General features: G+C 70.4%; 12 protein-coding genes. 6 read left to right on the top strand and 6 right to left on the bottom strand.

Features of this window, described 5'->3' with window-relative positions:
* The first annotated feature begins 99 nt into the window (after positions 1-99).
* The 5 genes from OHU74_RS01370 to OHU74_RS01350 all read left to right on the top strand — a co-directional run bounded on the left by OHU74_RS01370 (position 100) and on the right by OHU74_RS01350 (position 6,636).
* Positions 100-1,761 (top strand): extracellular solute-binding protein, encoded by a 1,662-nt coding sequence (locus OHU74_RS01370; RefSeq protein ID WP_371614143.1) that lies wholly within the window; start codon positions 100-102, stop codon positions 1,759-1,761.
* On the top strand, positions 1,761-2,843 hold the full coding sequence (locus OHU74_RS01365) for an ABC transporter permease (protein WP_371614142.1): 1,083 nt from the start codon (positions 1,761-1,763) through the stop codon (positions 2,841-2,843). Before OHU74_RS01370 ends, OHU74_RS01365 begins: the two co-directional genes overlap by 1 nt.
* Positions 2,840-3,766 carry a carbohydrate ABC transporter permease gene (locus OHU74_RS01360; RefSeq protein ID WP_371614141.1) on the top strand — a complete coding sequence of 309 codons (927 nt, stop codon included), beginning with the start codon at positions 2,840-2,842 and terminating at the stop codon, positions 3,764-3,766. Before OHU74_RS01365 ends, OHU74_RS01360 begins: the two co-directional genes overlap by 4 nt.
* 64 nt (positions 3,767-3,830) lie before the next feature.
* Positions 3,831-5,807: a beta-galactosidase gene (locus OHU74_RS01355; RefSeq protein WP_371614140.1), complete on the top strand. Its 1,977-nt coding sequence runs from the start codon at positions 3,831-3,833 to the stop codon at positions 5,805-5,807.
* A gap of 112 nt (positions 5,808-5,919) precedes the next feature.
* The gene (locus tag OHU74_RS01350; RefSeq protein ID WP_371614139.1) at positions 5,920-6,636 is read left to right on the top strand and encodes a hypothetical protein; all 717 of its coding nucleotides are present in this window, start codon (positions 5,920-5,922) and stop codon (positions 6,634-6,636) included.
* Between the two features lie 91 nt (positions 6,637-6,727).
* Here the strand turns inward: OHU74_RS01350 and OHU74_RS01345 are convergent, their stop codons facing one another.
* The 5 genes from OHU74_RS01345 to OHU74_RS01325 form a co-directional block, all read right to left on the bottom strand.
* Positions 6,728-7,744: a LacI family DNA-binding transcriptional regulator gene (locus tag OHU74_RS01345; RefSeq protein WP_371614138.1), complete on the bottom strand. Its 1,017-nt coding sequence runs from the start codon at positions 7,742-7,744 to the stop codon at positions 6,728-6,730.
* Between the two features lie 192 nt (positions 7,745-7,936).
* Complete coding sequence (locus OHU74_RS01340) at positions 7,937-9,691, bottom strand: cellulase family glycosylhydrolase (RefSeq protein WP_371614137.1); 1,755 nt, start codon at positions 9,689-9,691, stop codon at positions 7,937-7,939.
* Positions 9,692-9,732: 41 nt separating this feature from the next.
* Positions 9,733-11,241, bottom strand: coding sequence for a glycoside hydrolase family 43 protein (locus tag OHU74_RS01335; RefSeq protein WP_371614136.1), 1,509 nt, complete (start codon positions 11,239-11,241; stop codon positions 9,733-9,735).
* A gap of 65 nt (positions 11,242-11,306) precedes the next feature.
* A complete protein-coding gene (locus tag OHU74_RS01330; RefSeq protein ID WP_371614135.1) occupies positions 11,307-13,442 on the bottom strand; it encodes an alpha-galactosidase in 2,136 nt (711 codons plus the stop codon).
* 17 nt (positions 13,443-13,459) lie between these two features.
* Positions 13,460-15,445, bottom strand: a complete 1,986-nt coding sequence (locus OHU74_RS01325; RefSeq protein ID WP_371614134.1) for a beta-galactosidase — start codon at positions 15,443-15,445, stop codon at positions 13,460-13,462.
* A 748-nt stretch (positions 15,446-16,193) separates the two neighbouring features.
* On the opposite strand from OHU74_RS01325, the gene OHU74_RS01320 reads away from it, so the two are divergent.
* Positions 16,194-17,678 carry an RICIN domain-containing protein gene (locus OHU74_RS01320; RefSeq protein ID WP_371614133.1) on the top strand — a complete coding sequence of 495 codons (1,485 nt, stop codon included), beginning with the start codon at positions 16,194-16,196 and terminating at the stop codon, positions 17,676-17,678.
* A gap of 63 nt (positions 17,679-17,741) precedes the next feature.
* On the opposite strand, the gene OHU74_RS01315 is transcribed toward OHU74_RS01320, so the two are convergent.
* Positions 17,742-20,153: a SpoIIE family protein phosphatase gene (locus OHU74_RS01315; RefSeq protein ID WP_371619527.1), complete on the bottom strand. Its 2,412-nt coding sequence runs from the start codon at positions 20,151-20,153 to the stop codon at positions 17,742-17,744.
* Between the last annotated feature and the right edge of the window lie 32 nt (positions 20,154-20,185).

Raw genomic sequence — 20,185 nt, 5'->3', positions numbered from 1 at the left:
TGGTCGGATGTCCGCTTCAGCTGAGTCAGTTCCAGTCACGACACCGCAGCCGACGGCCCCACCGCCGGGTGACCAGGTGCGCCATGAAGGGTTGACGCAATGACGCCGAATGCCGCCTCCTCCGGACCGAGCCGGAGAAGCTTCCTCGCCTCCACGGCGGTCGCCACCGCGGCGGTGGCCGGGGGAATGCCGCTGCTCACCGCCTGCGGCGGCTCGGGCAGCGGGACGCCCAACGGGACCACGGCGGGCAAGGGCGCCGACAAGCTGCTCCCGACGTACGTCGCCAGCACGGTCGCCAAGCCGGACCTTCCTTCGAAGAACGGTTCGTCGGACGGTTACATCGCCAAGGTCGACCTCGCGGCCCTCGCCGCCTCGGTCCCGGCCAAGCTCGGCACCGGCGTTCCCCTCAAGATCATGTCCCCGCTCTGGGGCACCCCGCCGAAGGCCGGGTGCGCGTACTACGAGGCGGTCGACGCGGCGGCTGGCACCAAGGTCACCTGGCAGAATCAGGACGGCAACACCTACGGCGAGAAGCTCGGCGCCGTCCTCGCCTCCAGCTCCGTACCCGACATGGTGGTCGTGGCCAACTGGCACCTGGTCGGCAAGATCGCGAACGCGGTCACCGCGAAGTTCATGGACCTCGGCCCCCACCTGGCGGGCGACAAGGTCAAGAAGTACCCGAACCTGGCCGCGATTCCGTCCGACGCCTGGCGCATGGGCATCTTCGGCGGCGCGCTGCGCGGTATCCCGATGCCCGCCGCCTCCGCGAACTTCATCGTGCCGTTCTACCGCAAGGACCTCTTCGACAAGAAGGGCTGGTCCGTACCCAAGTCGGCCGACGAGTTCCTCAGCTGGGCCAAGGACGCCACCAGCGCCAAGGCCAAGGTGTGGGCCTGCGGTGACATGAGCTGGCTCTCGGGGAGCATCTTCGGCGCCTGTCCCAAATGGAACATCGACGACGACGGCAAGCTGAGGTACGCCATCGAGCGGCCCGAATACCTCGAGGCCCTGGAGTGGACCCGCAAGCTGTTCGACGCCGGTGTGGTCCATCCCGATGACATCGCGCGCTCCGGCGACTCGGGACAGCGCTTCACCGCCGGAGAGATCCTGGTCTTCAACGGCGACATGTCCGCCTGGTACCAGAAGACGGCCGAACAGGCCCAGGCCAACCCGGGCTTCCAGATCGACGCCATGGACATCTTCGGCGCCGCCGGCGGCAACCCGACGCTGTGGGCGTCCTCGCCCGCCATCATCTGGTCGCTGATCAGCAAGGACGCCTCGAAGGAGACCGTGGAGAACGCGCTGGCCGCGGCCAACTTCTCGGCCGCTCCCTACGGCACCAAGGAGCGGATGCTCGTCGACTACGGCGTCGAGGGCACCCACTACACGGTCAGGGACGGCGTCCCCGTCAAGACCGACCAGGGTAACTCCGAGCTGATCAACGCCTGGACGATGCTGGCGGCCCCGGCTCCCTACTACGCCCACCCCGACTTCCCCGAGGTCGCCCGCAAGCAGGTCGAGTGGCAGCAGCGGATGGGGGCCTTCATGAAAAAAACGTCCATATACGGCATGACCATCGTCGAGCCGACCCGCTACGCCAACCTCGCCAGCCAGCACGAGCAACTGCAGATCGACTACGTGCGGGGCAACAAGAAGCTCTCCGACGTGCAGGCCGCCATCTCCACCTGGAGGTCCTCCGGCGGCGACGAGCTGCGCGACTGGTACAAGAAGCTCCTCGACGAGAACGGCAGCGGCAACTGATGTCCCTCACGGCCGGGAGCAGGCCCGACGGGACTTGTTCCCCCGCGGCCGTCGAGAAGCCGACGCCGGTCGCGCTCGCCACCGCGGGGACGAAGGCCGGGGCCGCCACCGCGGGGACGAAGGTGCGGGCGCCGGGCGGGAAGAGCAAGGGCGGCACGGTCGCGTTCCGGATCCGGCTGCGCCGTGACCGTGCGCTCATCCTGATGACGGTGCCCGTCATCCTGCTGCTGTTGCTCTTCAACTACCTCCCGCTGCTCGGCAACATCGTCGCCTTCCAGGACTACGACCCGTACGTCTCCAGCAACGGCATCACGGCGATCTTCCACAGTCCCTGGGTCGGCTTCGAGCAGTTCTCGCGGATGTTCGAGGACCCGCTGTTCTGGAGCGCCACCAAGAACACCCTCCTCCTGTTCGCGCTCCAACTGGTGCTGTTCTTCCCGGTCCCCATCGCCCTCGCGCTGCTCATCAACAGCGTGATCCGGCCCCGGGTGCGGGCCGTGGCGCAGGCGATCATGTATCTGCCGCACTTCTTCTCGTGGGTCCTCGTCGTCACCGTGTTCCAGCAGCTCTTCGGCGGCGCGGGCGTCATCGCCCAGACCCTGGAGCAGCACGGGTGGAGCGGCTTCGACCTGATGACCAACGCGGACCTCTTCAAGTACCTGGTCACCGCGCAGTCCGTGTGGAAGGACGCCGGCTGGGGGATCATCGTCTTCCTCGCGGCCCTGTCCGCCGTCAGCACCGACCTGTACGAGGCCGCCGCCATGGACGGCGCGGGGCGCTGGCGCCGCATGTGGCACGTGACGCTGCCAGCGCTGCGCCCGGTGATCGCGCTGCTGCTCGTCCTCAGGGTGGGCGACGCGCTGAGCGTCGGATTCGAGCAGTTCCTGCTCCAGCGGGACGCGGTCGGCGCGGGGGCCAGCGAGGTTCTCGACACGTACGTGTGGAACATGGGCATCCAGAACGGCGACTTCAGCTACGCGGCCGCGGTCGGCCTGGCCAAGGGGCTCATCGGAATCTGCCTCGTCCTGGGCGCGAACAAGTTCGCGCACCTGCTGGGCGAGCAGGGGGTGTACAAGAAATGAGCCTCAACACACAGCTCGTCCGCAGCCTCAAGGCCCCCGCCCGCCCCGTGTGGGAGGAGTCGCCGAGCAAGGCGGGACTCGCCGCCAAGAGCGGCTTCCTCCTTCTCTGCTGCCTGGGGGTGCTCGCTCCGCTGTGGATCGTGATCGTCACCAGCCTCTCTCCCAAACCCGTGATCGACCGGGTCGGCGGCCTCGTCGTGATCCCCCGGGGCATCACCTTCGTCAACTACACCGAACTGCTCGGCGGTGGCCAGGTCAGCCGGGCGATCATGGTCTCGGCCGGTGTCACGCTCTTCGGCACGCTGTTCTCGATGACGGTGTCGGTGCTGGCGGCCTACGGCCTGTCGCGGCCGGGGAGTCTGGGCCATCGGTTCTTCCTGATGACCATGATGGCGACCATGTTCTTCGGGGCCGGCCTCATCCCGACGTATCTCCTGGTGCAGTCGCTGGGGCTCACCGACACCTATCTGTCGCTGGTCCTGCCGAGCGCGGTCAGTGTCTTCAACATCCTGGTCCTGCGGGCCTTCTTCATGGGGATCTCACCCGAACTCACCGAGTCTGCCCGCATCGACGGGGCCGGCGACCTGCGCATCCTGCTGACCATCATCATGCCGCTGTCGCGCGCCGTGCTGGCCGTCATCTCGCTGTTCTACGCGGTCGGCTACTGGAGTTCCTGGTTCAACGCCTCCATCTACCTCTCCGACCAGGAGATGATGCCGCTGCAGAACGTGCTCATCCAACTGGTCCAGAAGCACACCGAAGCGCCGACCGGCCTCCAGCAGGCGGTCCGCACCGGACAACTCTCCTCGCTGGGACTGCAGATGGCCGTCATGGTCCTCGCGCTGATCCCCGTCGCGATCGCCTCCCCCTTCGTCCAGCGGCACTTCAAGAAGGGCATGCTCACCGGCGCAGTCAAGGGCTGAAGCCGCCCCCTCCGGTCCGCCTCGCCACCGACCGCTGCCGCCCGCACTACGAGGAGCCCCTCCGATGCCCGACCTGAGCGATGCGACACGAGGCCGTCTGCTCTTCGGCGGCGACTACAACCCGGAGCAGTGGCCCGAGGAGACCTGGCACGAGGACGTGCGGCTGATGAAGGCGGCCGGGGTCAACTCCGTCACCCTCGGCGTCTTCTCCTGGTCGACGCTGGAACCGGCGCCCGGCGCCCGGGAGTTCGGCCGACTGGACACGCTGATGGACCTGATGCACGAGAACGGCATCGGCGTCGTCCTCGCCACCCCGACCTCCTCGCCACCGCCCTGGCTGGGCCGGCTCCACCCGGACACCCTGCCCGTCACCGAGGACGGCCGCACCGAGTGGTGGGGCGGCCGCCAGCACTTCTCGCACTCCAGTGCCACCTACCGGCGCTACGCCGCCGCCATCACCGAGGACCTCGCCGCCCGCTACGGCGGCCACCCGGCGCTGACGATGTGGCACATCAACAACGAGTACTGCACCTTCGACTACGGCGACGAGGCCGCGGCGGCCTTCCGCCGCTGGCTCCGCGAGAAGCACGGAACCCTCGAAGCCCTCAACGAGACCTGGGGCACCGCCTTCTGGAGTCAGGGCTACGACACCTGGGACGGCATCCTGCCGCCCCGCCTGCCCCACTACATGCGCAACCCCACCCAAGTGCTGGACTTCCGGCGCTTCACCTCCGACATGCTCCTGGAGTGCTACGCCGCCGAGCGGGACATCGTCCGCAGCCACACCCCGCACCTGCCGGTGACCAGCAACTTCATGCCGCTGTGGGTGGGCCAGGACGCCTGGCGCTGGGCGCAGGAGGAGGACGTGGTCTCCGTCGACATCTACCCGGATCCGCGCGACCCGCTGGGTGCCCAGAGCGGCGCCCTCGTCCAGGACATGACCCGCTCCCAGGCGCGCGGGCCGTGGATGCTCATGGAGCAGGCCGCCGGGCCCGTCAACTGGCGGGGCGTGAACCACCCCAAGCCCCGGGGACTGGGCCGGCTCTGGTCCCTCCAGGCCGTGGCCCGGGGCGCCGACGCCGTCTGCTACTTCCAGTGGCGCCAGTCCCGCCAGGGCGCGGAGAAGTTCCACTCCGGCATGGTCAGCCATGCCGGGGAACATGGCCGTACCTTCCAGGAGGTCAAGCAGCTCGGAGCGGATCTGGAGCGGATCGCCTCCGGGGTGAGCGGCCGGAACGTCACCGCGGACATCGCGGTCCTGCACGACTGGAACGCCTGGTGGGCCGGAGCCCAGGACGGCCGACCGTCCAAGCTGGTGGACTACCCGGACATCCTGCGCGCCTGGCACCGGGCGCTGTGGCAGGCGCACTTCACCACGGACTTCGCCCACCCCGAGCACGACCTGACGCCGTACGCCGTGGTCGTCGTGCCGCAGCTGTACGCGCTCACCGACGCGGCGATCGACAATCTCCTCGCCCACGTCCGCCGGGGTGGCACCCTCGTCTGCGGCTTCCAGACCGGCGTCGCCGACCAGGACGACCGGGTCCGCGCCGGCGGCATGGATTACCGGCTGCGCGAGCTGTTCGGCATCCGCACCCTGCACGAGTGGTGGCCGCTGGACGCGGGGGAGAGCGTCACCTGCGAGGGCTTCAGGGCGTCCCTGTGGTCCGAGGAGCTGGAGGCCGACGGCACCGCCGAGGAGACCGCGGCGTACAAGGGCGGTGAACTGGACGGACTGCCCGCGGTCCTGCGCAAGGGCCGGGCCTGGTACCTCTCCACGCTCCCGGAGCCGGAGGCGCTGCGCGACCTGCTGGCCGGGATCGCCTCCGCCGCGGGCGTCCGGCCGGTGCTCGAAGGCCTCCCCGAGCAGGTCGAGGCCGTCCGCCGGGGCGAGGCGCTGTTCGTGCTCAACCACGGCCGCGAGCCGGTGACCGTCGAGGTGCCCGGCACCCACCACGACCTCCTGACCGGGACGGCCGTGACCGACCGGGTGACCCTCGGCCGCCGCGGCGTGGCGGTGCTCCGGTCGTCGAAGCCATGACTTCTTCCGGTGGCGCCCACCCGATCGATCGCGTCGCCGGAGAGGATCGCGTCCCCCGCCAGGGGGCGCAGTAGCACTCCCGCAATTTCCCCCCACCCATGGAAGGGACACCATGGTCAAAAATGCGATGCGCAAGATCGCCATGACGGTGCTGGCGCCGGCGATGGCTCTCGGAGCCACCGTCGGGCTGGCCTCCGCCCCCGCTTCGGCAGCAGTGTGGAACTCCTGCGACCAATGGGGCAGCACCAGCCTGAACGGCTACAAGCTCTACAACAACGTCTGGGGCTCCGGTACCGGAAGCCAGTGCATCTGGGCCAACTCCGGGACCGGCTGGGGTGTCTGGGCGAACCACCCCAATACCGGCGGCATCAAGTCCTACCCCAACTCGACGAAGGCGATCAACAAGACGATCGACTCCCTCGGCTGGCTCACCAGCAGCTACAACGTCAGCGTCCCGTCGTCCGGCGCCTACAACACCTCGTACGACATCTGGGACACCGGCCACCGGTACGAGATCATGCTCTGGGTCAACTACAACGGGGCCGTCGGCCCGATCGGCACCTGGCAGGCCACCGTCTCGCTCGGCGGACACAACTGGAACGTCTACAAGGGCACCAACGGGTCGAACCAGGTGTTCTCGTTCCTGCGGACGTCCGACTCCAACTCCGGAACCGTGGACGTCAAGCCGATCCTCAACTGGATCGCGCACACCAAGGGCTGGATGCCCGGCAGCGAGACCATCGGCGACGTCCAGTTCGGCTATGAGATCACCTCGTCGTCCGGTGGCCTCAACTTCACCACCAACAACCTGACCGTCAGCGGAGGCTGACCCGAGACTTCAGGGCCGAGGCCGGTCCGCGCCTTCCCGGGCGCGGACCGGCCTCGGCCCGCAGGCGTTTCGGCCCCGCAGGCGTGTCGGGTCAGGAGGCGGGGGAGGGCGCGGCTCCGGTACTCTCCCGTACCGTCAACTCGGGGGCGATGAGCACGACTTCATCGGTTCCGCGGCCGTCGAGCTTGGCGACCAGACGGTCGACCGCGTGCCGGCCCATCTCCTGTGCGGGGATGGAGACCGACGTCAGCCGCACCGAGGCCTGGACGGCCACCTGGTCCGGGCAGATCGCGACCACCGACACGTCCTCGGGCACGGCGCGGCCCTGGCGGCGCAGCAGGGCGAGCAGCGGCTCGACCGCCTGCTCGTTCTGTACGACGAACCCGGAGGTGCCCGGGCGCTCGTCGAGGATGCGGGCGAGGGTGACGGCCATCGCGTCGTAGCCGCCCCCGCACGGCCGGTGCAACATCCTCATGCCCAACTCCCGGGCCTGGGAGCGGAGTCCGTCGAGAGTGCGCTCGGCGAAGCCGGTGTGCCGTTCGTAGACCGCGGGGGCCTCGCCGATGACGGCGATGTCGCGGTGGCCGAGCGTCGCCAGGTGCTCGACGCACAACGCGCCGGTGGCCTTGAAGTCGAGGTCGACGCAGGTCAGCCCCGAGGTGTCGGCGGGCAGCCCGATCAGTACGGACGGCAGGTCGGTGCCGCGCAGCAGCGGCAGCCGCTCGTCGTCGAGTTCGACGTCCATCAGGATCATCGCGTCGGCGAGCCCACTGCCGGTGACGCGGCGGACGGCGTCGGGCCCCTCCTCGCCGGTCAGCAGCAGCACGTCGTACCCGTGGGTCCGGGCCGTCGTGGCGACCGCGATGGCGATCTCCATCATCACCGGCACGTACATGTCGGTGCGCAGCGGAACCATCAGCGCGATGATGTTCGACCTGCTGCTGGCCAGGGCACGCGCACCGGCGTTCGGGTGGTACCCCAGCTCGCGGATGCTCTGTTCGACCCGCAGTCGGGTGGTCGCGGAGATGGACCGCTTGCCGCTGAGGACATAGCTCACCGTGCTCGCCGACACTCCGGCGTGCTGGGCGACCTCGACGAGGGTTACCATCTAGCTCTCCCAGCCTTGTGAAACGCTTCGACAGTCCGCGTCATACCATATACGTGGTGTTCCGCACGCCGACCCTAGCTCCAGCATGGACGCGTGTCCAACCCTGAGTCGAAGCGCTTCGACGATCCGGGTGGGGGTGCCCCGGCCGCCCGGGGGCGCGGGCGGCCGGGGCGCGGGCGGGGGCGTGGCGCGTCAGGAGACCGTGCCGGTGACCGCGCTTGCGGACTTGGTGACGTGGTAGGTGGCGGTGGCGCCGCTGTAGAAGTGGAAGACCAGCGTCGCCGGCTGTCCGTCGTGGAGCGCGCTCAGGAACTCGGGGGTCAGGATGATCGTGCCGTTCGGGTAGTCGGGCGAGAACGCCTTGTTGAACTCCTGGTAGGGGTTCCAGTCGATCGGGCCGGCGTTGGTGCCGTCGGCGTAGGTGGCGTGCATGGTCGCCAGGTCGTTGCCCCGGTACTGGGTGGGGACGGCGAACGAGTCCGTGGTGCCGGTGGCGGCCGCCACCGACGGAGCGTCGTTGGTGACGATGTCGATGTTCCAGGGCAGCCCACTGGTGAACCGGGCCTGGAGCGTCGAGTTGACGCCGTAGGCGCGGTTGCCGACCAGGCGGGTGAGCGCCTTGGCGGTGAAGGTCAGCTGGTTGCCGGTGACGGTGTAATCCCGTCCGGCGACCAGCCTGGTGTCGCCCTGCCACAGTCCCCGGAAGAAGGTGCCGTTGAGGTTCAGGGTGAGCGACTTGTCCGTGACCGGGCCGGACTTCGGGACGAAGACCTTGTCGAAGGATGCCGTGCCCGAGCGGGTGGTCCAGCTCGACTTGATCGCGGCGAACAGGGCCGGGTCACGCCACTGGAGGGTGTCGCGGTTCAGGTAGCCGAACGCGTCCCACAGGGCGGTGGTGAAGCCGTACTTGCGGGCCCCGTAGCCCACGTGCTCGTAGTACTTCAGCGCCTCGCCCCGCTCGATGCGGGAGGGGTGGAACTGATCGGGATAGCCCAGCAGACCGTACTCGCCGAGATAGAGCGGGATGCCCCTGGCGACGAAGGTGCGGTGCATGGCGGCGAAGGAATCCTCCAGGTGCTTCTGCGCGACGTCGTCGTACAGGGTGCCGCCCGCCACGTTCACGCTGAACGGGTACCAGCTGTAGAAGTGCACCTGCGCGATGAGCTGACGGTCCTTCAGTGAGGTGATCGTGGTGTACAGGTTGTCCAGGTGGACCTGGTCACCGCTGCCGCCCGGCGTGGTCAGCGACAACATGCGGTTCGCGTTCGCGCCGCCCGAAGCGCGGACCACGGAGTGGAACGAGGTCTGCAGCTCCTTCAGGTAGGAGGCCTTCTGCGCGTCCGTGGCGTTGGCGAAGCTCGGCTCGTTGATGCCCTCGAAGATCAGGGTGCGCGGCGCGTCACGGAAGGTCGTGGAGATCTGGGACCAGGTGGAGTTGAACCGGGCCATCACCTTGTCGTGGTCGCTCGTGATCTTCTCGACCCACATCCACGAGTCGTGGTGGACGTTGAGCACCACGTACAGGCCGTCGGCCAGCGCCCAGTCGACGATCTGCTTGACCCGGGCCATGTAGGCGGCGTCGATCGTGTACGGCGCGGTGGCGGATTGGTGGTCGGTCCAGGTCACCGGGATGCGGACGCTGCGAAACCCCTGGCCGGCTATGGTGTCGAACGTCGCCTTGGTGGTCTGTCCGTTGCCCCAGGACCCCTCGTCCGGGATGGCGTCCAGGGTGTTGCCCAGGTTCCAGCTGGGCTGCATCCGCGCGACGGCGTCCATGGGGTTGTCCGGAACCCGGACCACCGGCCGCGACGGCTTGCGATGGTCGTCGGGCCCGGCCAGCGCGGTGCCGGCGCTCAGCCCCAGCATGACGACCAGCGTCAGCAGCAGGGCGGCCAGGCGGCCCGGGCCGCGGCCGCGGTGCTGCGCGCGGCGCCGTATGTCCTTCATGTCTCGTGCCTTTCGGTCGGTCGTACGGGTGGGGGCCTGGTTCAGCCGTCGAGGGGCTCGTACTCGAACCAGTCGAAGTGGACGCTGCCTTGAGCGGCGTACATGCCGATGACGCGGCCGGTGAAGCCGCCGGCGACCTCGGTCGACAGGTAGCGGCCGTCGAGGGCCGCGAGCTCGGTGAACGTGCCGTCGGGCTGCTCGACGCCGAGTCGGACGAGGTCGGGGCCGGTGCACGGTCCGTGCGGCGCCGGCTGTGCGATCGTGACGGCGAGGACCACCGGCCCGGCGGGCACGGAGCGTGCGGCCACGACCGTGCTCAGGGGGCCGACGCGCGCGACGACCCGTACCTCCGAGCCGGACGCCTCGATCGCGTAATGGTGCTGCTCGTCGAGGCGGACGGCGAGGCCGCCGCGCCCTTGCGAGGGGTCGGTCAGGGTCCGTGCCCGGCACGCGAGGTGCTGCTGGCGCCGGCCGGTGAACACCGCGTCGGGTTCGTCCAGGGAGCCGCCCCGCGCGCGCAGCGTCAGCCAGCCGGGGCGCTCCTTGGTGGTGCAGTGTTCGGCGGACCGGTCGCGCAGGGAGATCCAGGAGGGGCGCAGCTCGGCGAGGTCGAAGTCGTCCCGCTGCTCCTCGACGGGGCCGGGGAAGAGCGGCCACGGGAGCTCCGGCAGCTCCAGGGAGACCTCGCCGACGACCGGCCAGTCGTCCACCCAGGTCACGGGGGTCAGGAAGGTCTCCCGGCCGAGTACGTGCCAGCCCGGAGTTCCGCCACCGGGCCGTACGCCGAGCAGCACCATCCACCAGGATCCGTCGGGGCCTTGGACCAGATCGGCGTGCCCGGTGTTCTGGACGGGGTGGTCGGTGCCGCGGTGGGTGAGGACCGGGTTGGCCGGGCACGGCTCGAACGGGCCGGCGGGCGTACGACCGCGGGCGATCGACACGGCGTGGCCGCGTTCGGTGCCGCCCTCGGCGATGAGCAGGTACCAGTAGTCGCCGATCCGGTACAGGTGCGGCGCCTCCGGGGCCTTGGCGCCGGGCCCGCCGGACCAGAGCTGGCGCGGGATACCGTACGTCCGCCCGGTGGACGGGTCGAGACGGACCTGCGAGCCCCCGGCGACCGTGCACCAGCAGGTGCCGTCCTCGTCCCAGACCAGGTCGGGATCGATGCCGGGGACACCCGGCGCCCGGATGGGGTCCGACCACGGTCCGGCGGGGTCGGTGGCCGTGACGATCAGGTTGCCGCCGCCCTCGCTGCAGTTGGTGACGATCAACCAGAAGCGGTCGTTGTGGTGGCGCAGGGTGGGGGCGTAGATCCCGCCGGAGGACCACGCGTCCGACAGACGCAATTGCTCCGGCCGGTCCAGGGCGTTGCCGATCTGCGTCCAGTGCACCAGGTCACGGCTGTGGAAGAGGGGAACGCCGGGGAAGTACTCGAAGCTGGAGCAGGCCAGGTAGTAGTCGTCACCGACCCGGCAGATGCTGGGATCGGGGTGGAAGCCGGGGATCACGGGGTTGGCGGAGCGTCCGTCCGGCCGGTGCGGTGGGGGCACCCGATGGGTCCTCTCGTCGATGCGTGATGCGTGATGCGTGATGCGTGATGCGGGCGTGGGGTGGTTCAGGAACTGCCGCGGTCCGCGGGGGTGATGCGCAGCAGGACGGCGGAGGGCGCGGTGGGCAGGGTCAGCCTCAGCTCGGCCGTGTCGGGCATCCAGTCGGAAACGGCCCGGCTCGCCGAGGGGTAGAGCAGGTCGACGTGGGCGGCGGTGTTCCGCAGGTGCGGCAGGCGCAGCATCGCCGTGGCGTCGGTTCCGGGGCGGCGCCAGGCGGTGAGGTAGGTGGCGGCGGGAGTGTGCAGGGCCAGGGCGATCCAGGGGTCGTCCCAGGCGGGAAGGCCCAGTGGCCAGGACGGCACGGCGTGCGGCAGGTCGGCGCGGATGGCCTTGTACACCGCCACCGCCTCATGGACCAGGGCGCGGGCTTCCGGTTCGAGTTCGGTCAGGCGGCCGGAGAGGTGGATCCGGCCGAGGAGTGCGCTGGCCATGGTGAAGGCCACCTCGTCGGGGGAGTCCTCCGGCTGGGGGTACGCCCAGACGGCACCCTGTTCGGGGGTGACGGCGGTGGGCGCGGAAGCCGCGATGGGCGCGTAGCGGGCGAGGTTCTGCTGGTCGCTGGTGGACTGCAGCTGCATCCGGGAGAGCATGGCGTCGTCCCAGCGCATGCCGCCGGAGGCACAGTTCTCCAGTACCAGGTGCGGGTACCGGTCGAGGACGCCGTCGAGCCAGTCGAGGTGCGCCCGGTTGTGGCCGAGCAGGCCGGCGCCCGGGGTCTCGCCGGGGTGGGCGCTGGTGCCGGAGCCGGGGTCGATGTTGTGGTCGAGTTTGAGGTATCCGACGCCCCACTCGCCGACGAGGCGGTCCACGACCTGGTCCAGGTGGGCGCGGGCGTCCGGATGGCGCAGGTCCAGGTGGTGCCGGCCGGCCTCCGTGACTCGGGCGCCGTCGCGGCGGAAGAACGCCCCGTCGGGCAGGGACTTGGCCACGGGGCTGCGTACGCCGATCACCTCCGGCTCCAGCCACAGCCCGGGAACCATGCCGCGCTCCCGGATGCGGTCCAGCACCTCGTGGATCCCGCGCGTCCCGGGGAACCGGGAGGCGGCGGGCTCCCAGGCGCCGACGGTGGTCCACCAGCCGCCGTTGTCGTCGTCGTACCAGCCGGCGTCGATCACGAAGTACTCCGCGCCCGCGTCGGCCGCCGCGTCGACGAGCGGCAGCAGCTTCCCGGTCGTGGGGTCGCCCATCAGGCAGTTCATGTAGTCGTTGAAGATGACGGGCAGGCGCTGGTGGTCGGCGTGTGGGCGGCGTTGGGCGCGGCGGTAGCGGGTCAGCGCGGCGAACGCGGCGTCGGGTCCTCCGTCGGCGCTGAAGGACAGGGCGGCGGGGACGGTGCGGAAGGCGGTGCCGGGTTCGAGGGAGTGCCGCCAGCCGTGCTGGGTGTCGGTGGGTCCGAACAGGGCCGCGTAGGCCGCCCGGTCGTGCTCCGCGCACTCCCAGCGCCAGCCCCCGCCGTTGTGCTCGATCTGCCACACCCACGTGCGGCCGGTACGCCGGTCCGTCAGGCCGCCCATGGGCAGGCGGCCGCAACTGGACCAGGTGCCCTGTCCGTTGAGGGCGAAGCCGGCTCTGCCGTGCCCGTTGGTCACCCGTCCGCCGTGGGCCGGCGTGGTCAGGCGCATCGGCTGTCGCCGCCAGCGGCATTCGGCGAGCCAGTCGTTCTCCGCCCACAGCAGGTCCGCGTCATCGACGGCCGCCGGATCCTGCGGGGTCAGGCAGCCCACCGCGAGCGAGCTGACCGACTCCAGGTGCAGCGCGGCCCGCCCTTCGTTGCGCAGGGTCATCTCGCTGCGGAGCACGGGGATGCCGTCCGGTGACCGGTAGGTCACCTCCGCGGCCAGCCCGGTTTCCGGATCGTGCAGGTGCACGGTCAGTGTGTGCCAGTCCCCGTCGCGGGTCGCGCGGTGGCTCCGGTGGCGCAGACGGCCGCCGAGATCGGTCCCGATCAGGCGGTCGCCCGACCAGCCGCGGCCGTGACCCGTGGCCGTCACCTCCACCAGGGGCAGCGATGCACCGGGGATGTCCCGCGCTTCGCCGGGTGGTCCGAGGTGCGTCAGGCGCGGGCTGCCGTGCTCATCGAGGGCGATCTCGAGGTGGAGGGCCTCGTGCCCCCAGTGGAAGGTCTCTGGTTCCTTGGTCATCGTGGCCCCCATCGAGGTCAGTGCCCGCGCAGAACCGCGCAACCGCCGGGCGGCAGCTCGTGCACGAGGGCATCGGTGAGCAGGTCGTGCGCCGGTTCCGGCAGGGGCACGGTTTCGGAGGTGTGGTTGAGCAGGACCTGCCAGCGGCGGCCGTCGGGTGCGTGCCGGGTGACGGCTTCGACACCGGCCGGCAGGCCCGGCGCCTCCGGCTCGACACCGGCCTCCTTCAGCAGGCGGCCGACCAGGGCCGCGTAGTCCGCGTCGTCCAGGCGGGTGGAGAGGTACCAGCCCTGTCCGCTGCCGGAGCGGTGCCGGGTCAGGGCCGGGCTGCCCGTGAGCATGCCGTGGGTGTAGGCGGCGAGCGCCTCCGCGCCCTCCGTGCGCAGGGACTCGCTCCAGAGCGTGCCGTGCGACCCGTCCGACAGGGCGATGCGTTCATCCGTCCGCAGCGGCCGGTGCTCCTCGACGCGGATGCCCAGTGCCTCGCGCAGCGGGCCCGCCGGATAGCCGCCCAGCCGGGCGTGCATGCGGTCGTCGACGAATCCGCTCGCGTGCTGGACGAGGAGCGTGCCGCCGCCCTCGACGTAACGGCGCAGGTTCTCGGCGCCCTTGTCGGACAGCAGGAACAAGGACGGGGCGATGACCAGCCGGTAGCCGCTCAATTCGTGCTCCGGATGGGCGAAGTCGGCCGTGACGCCCGCGTCCCACAGCGCCCGGTGTGCCCCGGCGAGCGGCGCGTGGTAGTCGAGCCGGGCGGAGGGCAGGCCGTCCACCTCCAGTGCCCACATGGCGTCCGGGTCGTCGAGTACGGCGACCTGCGCGGTGACCGTGGATCCCGCCAGCTCCCCGAGCCGCGCGACCGCCTCGCCGGTGCGGGTGACCTCGCGGAAGATGCGGCTGTCGGGCCCCGCGTGCGGAAGCATCGCCGAGTGCCAGGTCTCGGCACCGGCCCGGGACTGGCGCCACTGGAAGAAGAGGGCCCCCTCCGAACCGCGCGCGATGTGGCCGAGGCTGTGGCGCAGGATCTCGCCGGGCTCCTTGCCGAGCACCTGGTCGCCGTCGTAGAGGGTGCTGGTGCCCTGTTCCATCAGCAGCCACGGACGGCCTCCGGCCAAGGAGCGGGAGCGGTCGGCGTAGAAGGCGACGTGGGCGCAGGCGTCCAGGCCCGGCTCGGACGGGTACTGGTCGGAGGTGACGACGTCGAGTTCACGGGCGAAGGCCCACAGGTTGAGCCTCAGGTAGTAGGGCAGCATCAGGTTCGTCGTCACCGGGCGGTCGCTGTGCGCGCGGATCGCGTCGCGCTGTTCGCGGTACGCGGAGATGATCTCGTCGCCCCAGAAGCGGTGGAAGTCCAGCGTCTGGCCGGGGTTCTTGTGGTACTGGGTCGCGCGCGGCGGCAGCACCTGCTCCCAGGAGGTGTAGCGCTGGCTCCAAAAGGCCGTTCCCCAGGCTTCGTTGAGGGCGTCCAGCGAGCCGTGGCGGGCTCGCAGCCACACCCGGAACGCGGCGGCCGCGTGGTCGCACCAGCAGAGCGTGCCGTACTCGTTGTGCACGTGCCACAGCGCGAGGGCGGGGTGGTCGCCGTACCGCTCGGCGAGCGCGGAGGCGATCCGGCGGGCCGCGCTGCGGTAGGCGGGGGAGGCGAGGCAATAGGTGTCGCGGCTGCCGTGGACGAGGCGGGTGCCGTCGGCCCGGACCGGCAGCGCGTCGGGGTGGGCCAGGGTGAACCACGGGGGCGGGGAGGCGGTCGGGGTGGCCAGGTCGACGGCCACGCCGTTCGCGTGCAGGCGGTCGATGTGGGCGTCGAGCCAGGTGAAGTCGTAGCGCCCTTCCTCCGGTTCGAGCAGGGCCCACGAGAAGACGCCCACCGTGGCCAGGTTGACCCTGGCCCGGCTCATGAGTTCGTCGTCCTCCTTCCAGACCGGCTCGTCCCACTGCTCGGGGTTGTAGTCCCCGCCGAAGGCCAGGCCACCCAGGCGATCGGTGATGCTGCGAGTCGTCATGACGGTTCCTCGGGTACGGAGAAGTCGAGTCGCGCTCTGACGGAGCATCAGAGTCGATGTGGGGGCAGCGCTCGGCGACGGCCTTCCTGTGGCGGCGCTGTCGAAGCGCTTCACCTCAGGCGACAAAAAGTAACGGACAAGTTTCGTAGGAAACAAGGGCCTCGGGCTCAAGAGTGGCTTCTACTGGCCCGTTGGCGGCCCGTCCGAGCTGGTGAGGACGTCGAAGCGCTTCGATCGCATTTCGTTCTGCGCCCTGAGCCGTACGACACGCGCCGGGTAACAACCTCAGCCGGGCGGCGAGCCGATCCGTTGGCGGCAATCTTGGGGGAACTATTGACGGAGGTATTCCGCATGCCTACTGTCCTGCGACAGCTCCCTGGCGTCGGCGCTTCTGCCCGCCAGGGTGGCGGTGCGCCGGCCCAGGCGACACCGCCTGGCAGGGTGGCTTCCCCCCCGCCCGTCTCCGGTTCCACGTACCGGGACATGACGCGGTTCAGAAAACAGTGCAGGCGCGACGGCGGGCCGTGAGACGGGCCTGCCCGGTGGACGGACGTCCGGCATCCGCCCGGAATCCACTTCAGCGCGGCTGCCCCTGTCTCGGGGCAATGGCCCCGGCGGACGACAGCCGCACCCGGAGGAAGAGGAGAGACCGATGAAGGGCATGCTCACGGCATGGAGGGCTCCGTGGAAGGCCCCATGGCAGGGACGCGGGAGGCGTGCGGGGGTGCTCGCCGTGGTGACCGGCTTAATGGCGGGGCTTTTCACCGGACTCGCTGCTGTCGGGACGGCGCAGGCGGCGAGCGTGGATACGAGCGCGTGGTACGTGCTGGTCAACCGTGGCAGCGGCAAGGCGCTCGACGTGTCGGGAGGGAGTACCGCCGACGGGGCGGCCTTGTCGCAGTGGGCCCGTCATGACGGGGCCAATCAGCTGTTCCAGTTCGTCGACTCGGGTGGAGGCTACTACCGGCTGAAGGCGCAGCACTCGGGCAAGGTGCTGGACGTCTACGGCTTCTCCACCGACGACCATGCGGACATCGTGCAGTGGAGCGATGCGGGCGGCGTCAACCAGCAGTTCCGACTGGCGGATTCCCTGGACGGTTACACCCGGTTGATCAACCGCAACAGCGGCAAGGCCGTAGAGGTCCAGAACGCCTCCACCGCGGACGGCGCGAAAGTCGTGCAGTTCACCGACTGGGGCGGAGCCAACCAGCAGTGGCAACTGGTCCGCGCGTCGGGAGTGCTGGCGCAGGTGCACACCGCCGGGCGGGTCAAGGACGCCGGGAACACGGTGCAGTACGGCTGGCCCGGTGTGTACTTCGAGGGCCGCGTCAGGGGCACCGGCGTGGGGATCGTGCTGGGCGACTCGGCGGCCGATTACGACGTCCAGGTCGACGGAGCCACCGTCGCCACGCTCGTTGCGCCCGGCAACACCACGCACTGGATCAACGGGCTGCAGGACCGTGAGCACGGCGTCCGGCTGGTCAAGCGCAACGACAGCCCGGGGAACACCAGTACCTTCGGGGGCTTCCTGGCCGCGCCCGGCGGCGCCGTACTGAGCAAACCTGCGGCCCGCGGCCGTCAGATCGAGTTCATCGGAGACTCCCTCACGGTGGGCTACGGCAACCTCTCGACCTCCCGCACCTGCACCTGGGACCAGGTCAGGCGGAGCACCAACTCCGATGTGAGCTACGGCGCCCTCACCGCCCGGCAACTGAATGCCGACTACCAGATCAACGGCTATTCGGGCCTCGGCATGGTGCGCAACTCCAACGGCGGCCGCTCGGACGTCACGTACCGGACCTTCTACGACCGCGCCCTGTTGAGTGTGTCCGGCGACGTCTGGCAGAACCCGGGCACCTGGCGCCCTCAGCTCGTGGTGGTCAACCTCGGCACCAACGACTTCTCGACCGCCGTCAACCCCGGTGAGCCGTGGACGCCCGAGAGCCTCGCGGCCGGCTATCGCAGCGCCTACGGAGCCTTCCTCCAGAAGCTGCGTACGGGCTACGGGACCGGGACGACCATCGTGGCAGTCGGCGCCGGCCAGTACGCCGGCCATGTCCAGCAGGTGGTCAAGGCGCGCAACGACGCCGGCGACAGTGGGGTCCGCTACTGGGCCCTGGACGACTCGGGCCTGGACTTCCTCGGCTGCGACTGGCACTACTCGGCCCACGACGACCGGCTCATCGCCGACCGGCTCACCTCGTTCATCGCCGGACTCCCGACAGGCTGGTGACGGCGCCGACCGGCGAAGAGCACCACGAATACCTGCGAGCCCGGCCTGATCCGCAGGCCCTCCTCAGTGGAGGGCCTGCGCGCACCAGATCGTCTTGCCGCTGGTGGTCTGCCGGGTGCCCCAGCCCTGGGTGAGCTGGGCGACGAGCAGCAGGCCCCGGCCACCCTCGTCGAAGGTGCGGGCCCGGCGGAGGTGCGGAGCGGTGTTGCTCGCGTCGGAGACCTCGCAGATCAGCGAAGCATCGCGAATCAGCCGCAGCCTGATCGGCGGCTCGCCGTATCTGATGGCGTTGGTGACCAGCTCGCTGACGACCAGTTCGGTGACGAATGAGGCCTCCTCCAGACCCCAGGCGTCCACCTGCTCGACGGCGAACTTCCTGACGCGCGGCACCTGCGAGGGGTCGGGCTCGACGTCCCAGTCGGCGACGTGGTGGGGGTCCAGCGCGTGAGTGCGGGCGAGCAGCAGGGCGGTGTCGTCGGTGCGGCGTTCGGGGAGCATGGCGTCCATCACCGTGTCGCACAGGGCCTCCATTGAGGTGGCCCTGTGGTCGAGGACCCGCTGCAGCTCGGCGATCCCCTGGTCGACGTCCCGCTCGCGGCTCGCCACCAGCCCGTCGGTGTAGAGGGCGAGCAGGCTGCCCTCGGCCAGTTCGAGCTCGGTGGCCTCGAAAGGCAGCCCACCGATGCCGAGCGGCGGTCCCGGCTGTGCGTGTACCGGGGGCCTGGTGCCGTCCGGAGAGATGATCAGCGGCAGTGGATGGCCGGCGCTCGCCATTGTGAAGCGGCGGGAGACCGGGTCGTAGACCGAGTACAGGCAGGTTGCCCCGAACTCGCCGGTCGCCTCGGATTGGCCGGCCGGCTGAAGGTCGCTGGACAGGTGGAGGACCAGGTCGTCCAGGTGGGTCAGCAACTCGTCCGGCGGCAGGTCGACGTCGGCGAGGGTGCGGACCGCCGTACGCAGCCGGCCCATGCTGGCCGAGGCGTGCAGGCCGTGGCCGACGACATCGCCTACGACCAGGGCGACGCGGGCGCCGGACAGCGGAATGACGTCGAACCAGTCACCGCCCACGTCCGCGCCGGTCCCGGCGGGCAGGTAGCGGGACGCCACCTCGATCGCCTCCTGGCTCGGCAGTCGCTGCGGCAGCAGGCTGCGCTGCAGGGTCAGCGCCGTGGTGCGCTCGCGCGAGTACCGGCGGGCGTTGTCGACGGCGACCGCCGCCTTGGCGGTCAGCTCCTCGGCGAGGATCAGGTCGTCGGCGGTGAAGGCCTCGGGCCGGTCACGGCGGGAGAACGCGACGACGCCGAGCAGCGCGCCGCGCGCCCGCAGCGGCACGGTGATCCGGCCGGTCAACCCGTCCCCGGCGATGGACCCGTCGATCACCGGGTTGCCCGGTGGCCAGTGGGCCGGGTCGGCGGCGAGCCCGGGGCCGAAGGCCCATTCGCCGCCCTGGCCCGGCTCGGCAGCGAGCTCGACCGTGGACCTGCCGGTGGCCATGCAGCGGGCGGCGACGGAACCGGGGGCGTGGCTGACCCGAGTCGTGGGCCCGGGCTCCCCGGCGGTGTCCCGCTTCGCGCCGTGATGGGCGGCACGGCTGAGCGCGATGCTCTCACCGGGGGCGAACGCGGACGCGGAAGGCGGTTCCTCTCCGCGCAGCACCTCGTCGAAGAGATCGACGCTGACGAGGTCGGCGAATCCCGGCACCGGGGTCCTGGCCAGTTCCCTGGCGGTGCCGATCACGTCGAGTGTCCGGCCGATGCCGCCGCTGGCCTTGTTGAGGAGGAGCAGGCGTTGCCGGGCCCAGTACTCGGCGCTCATGTCGAATCCCCAATTGGCGACCGCGCGGACCCTGCCCTCGGCATCTCGGACGGGCCACATGCTGGTGGCCCAGGCGTTGGCGTAGTTGCTGCCGAGCGGACGGAAGACGGTGATGAGACGTGCGGGCTCGCCCGTCCTCGCCACCTCGGAGAGCCGGTCGGTGTAGGCCATGTCGTCCAGTTCGGGGAACAGCTCGCGGTACTTCTCACCGAGCACCTGCTCCTCGGAGTGCGCCATCACCCGGCACGCGGAGGCGTTGACCCACAAGAACCTCAGCTCGGGGTCGTAGACGCCCAGAGCGAAGGGGCACTGCTCGAAGGCCCGGTCGGCGATCACCGGGCGGCGTCCCCAAGGCTGGGCGGTCACCACGTGGCCCAGCGCACGGCCGTCCGCGCCGCGCAGCGGATGGGCCGTCAGCACGGCGTCCACCGTGGAACCGTCCCTGTGGCGCAGCGGGACGACTCCGGTGAGGCCGGAGCCGATGCCGTGGTGCTCGGGGAAGCCGGGTGGGCGACCGGCGATCAGATCGGTCACGGGCCGCCCCACGGTCTCCTCCGCCGTCCAGCCCAGTAGCAGCCGCCCGCCCTCGCTCCAGCCGCTCACCATGCCGTCCGGGTCGACCACGACGGTGGCGGTCGGGGCATCCTGCTCGGCAGCCATCTCCACGCGCCACGCCTCCGTCCGGACAGCGG

The sequence above is a fragment of the Streptomyces sp. NBC_00454 genome (genome assembly GCF_041434015.1).
Lineage (GTDB): Bacteria > Actinomycetota > Actinomycetes > Streptomycetales > Streptomycetaceae > Streptomyces.
This window is presented reverse-complemented; position numbering and strand designations above follow the sequence as displayed.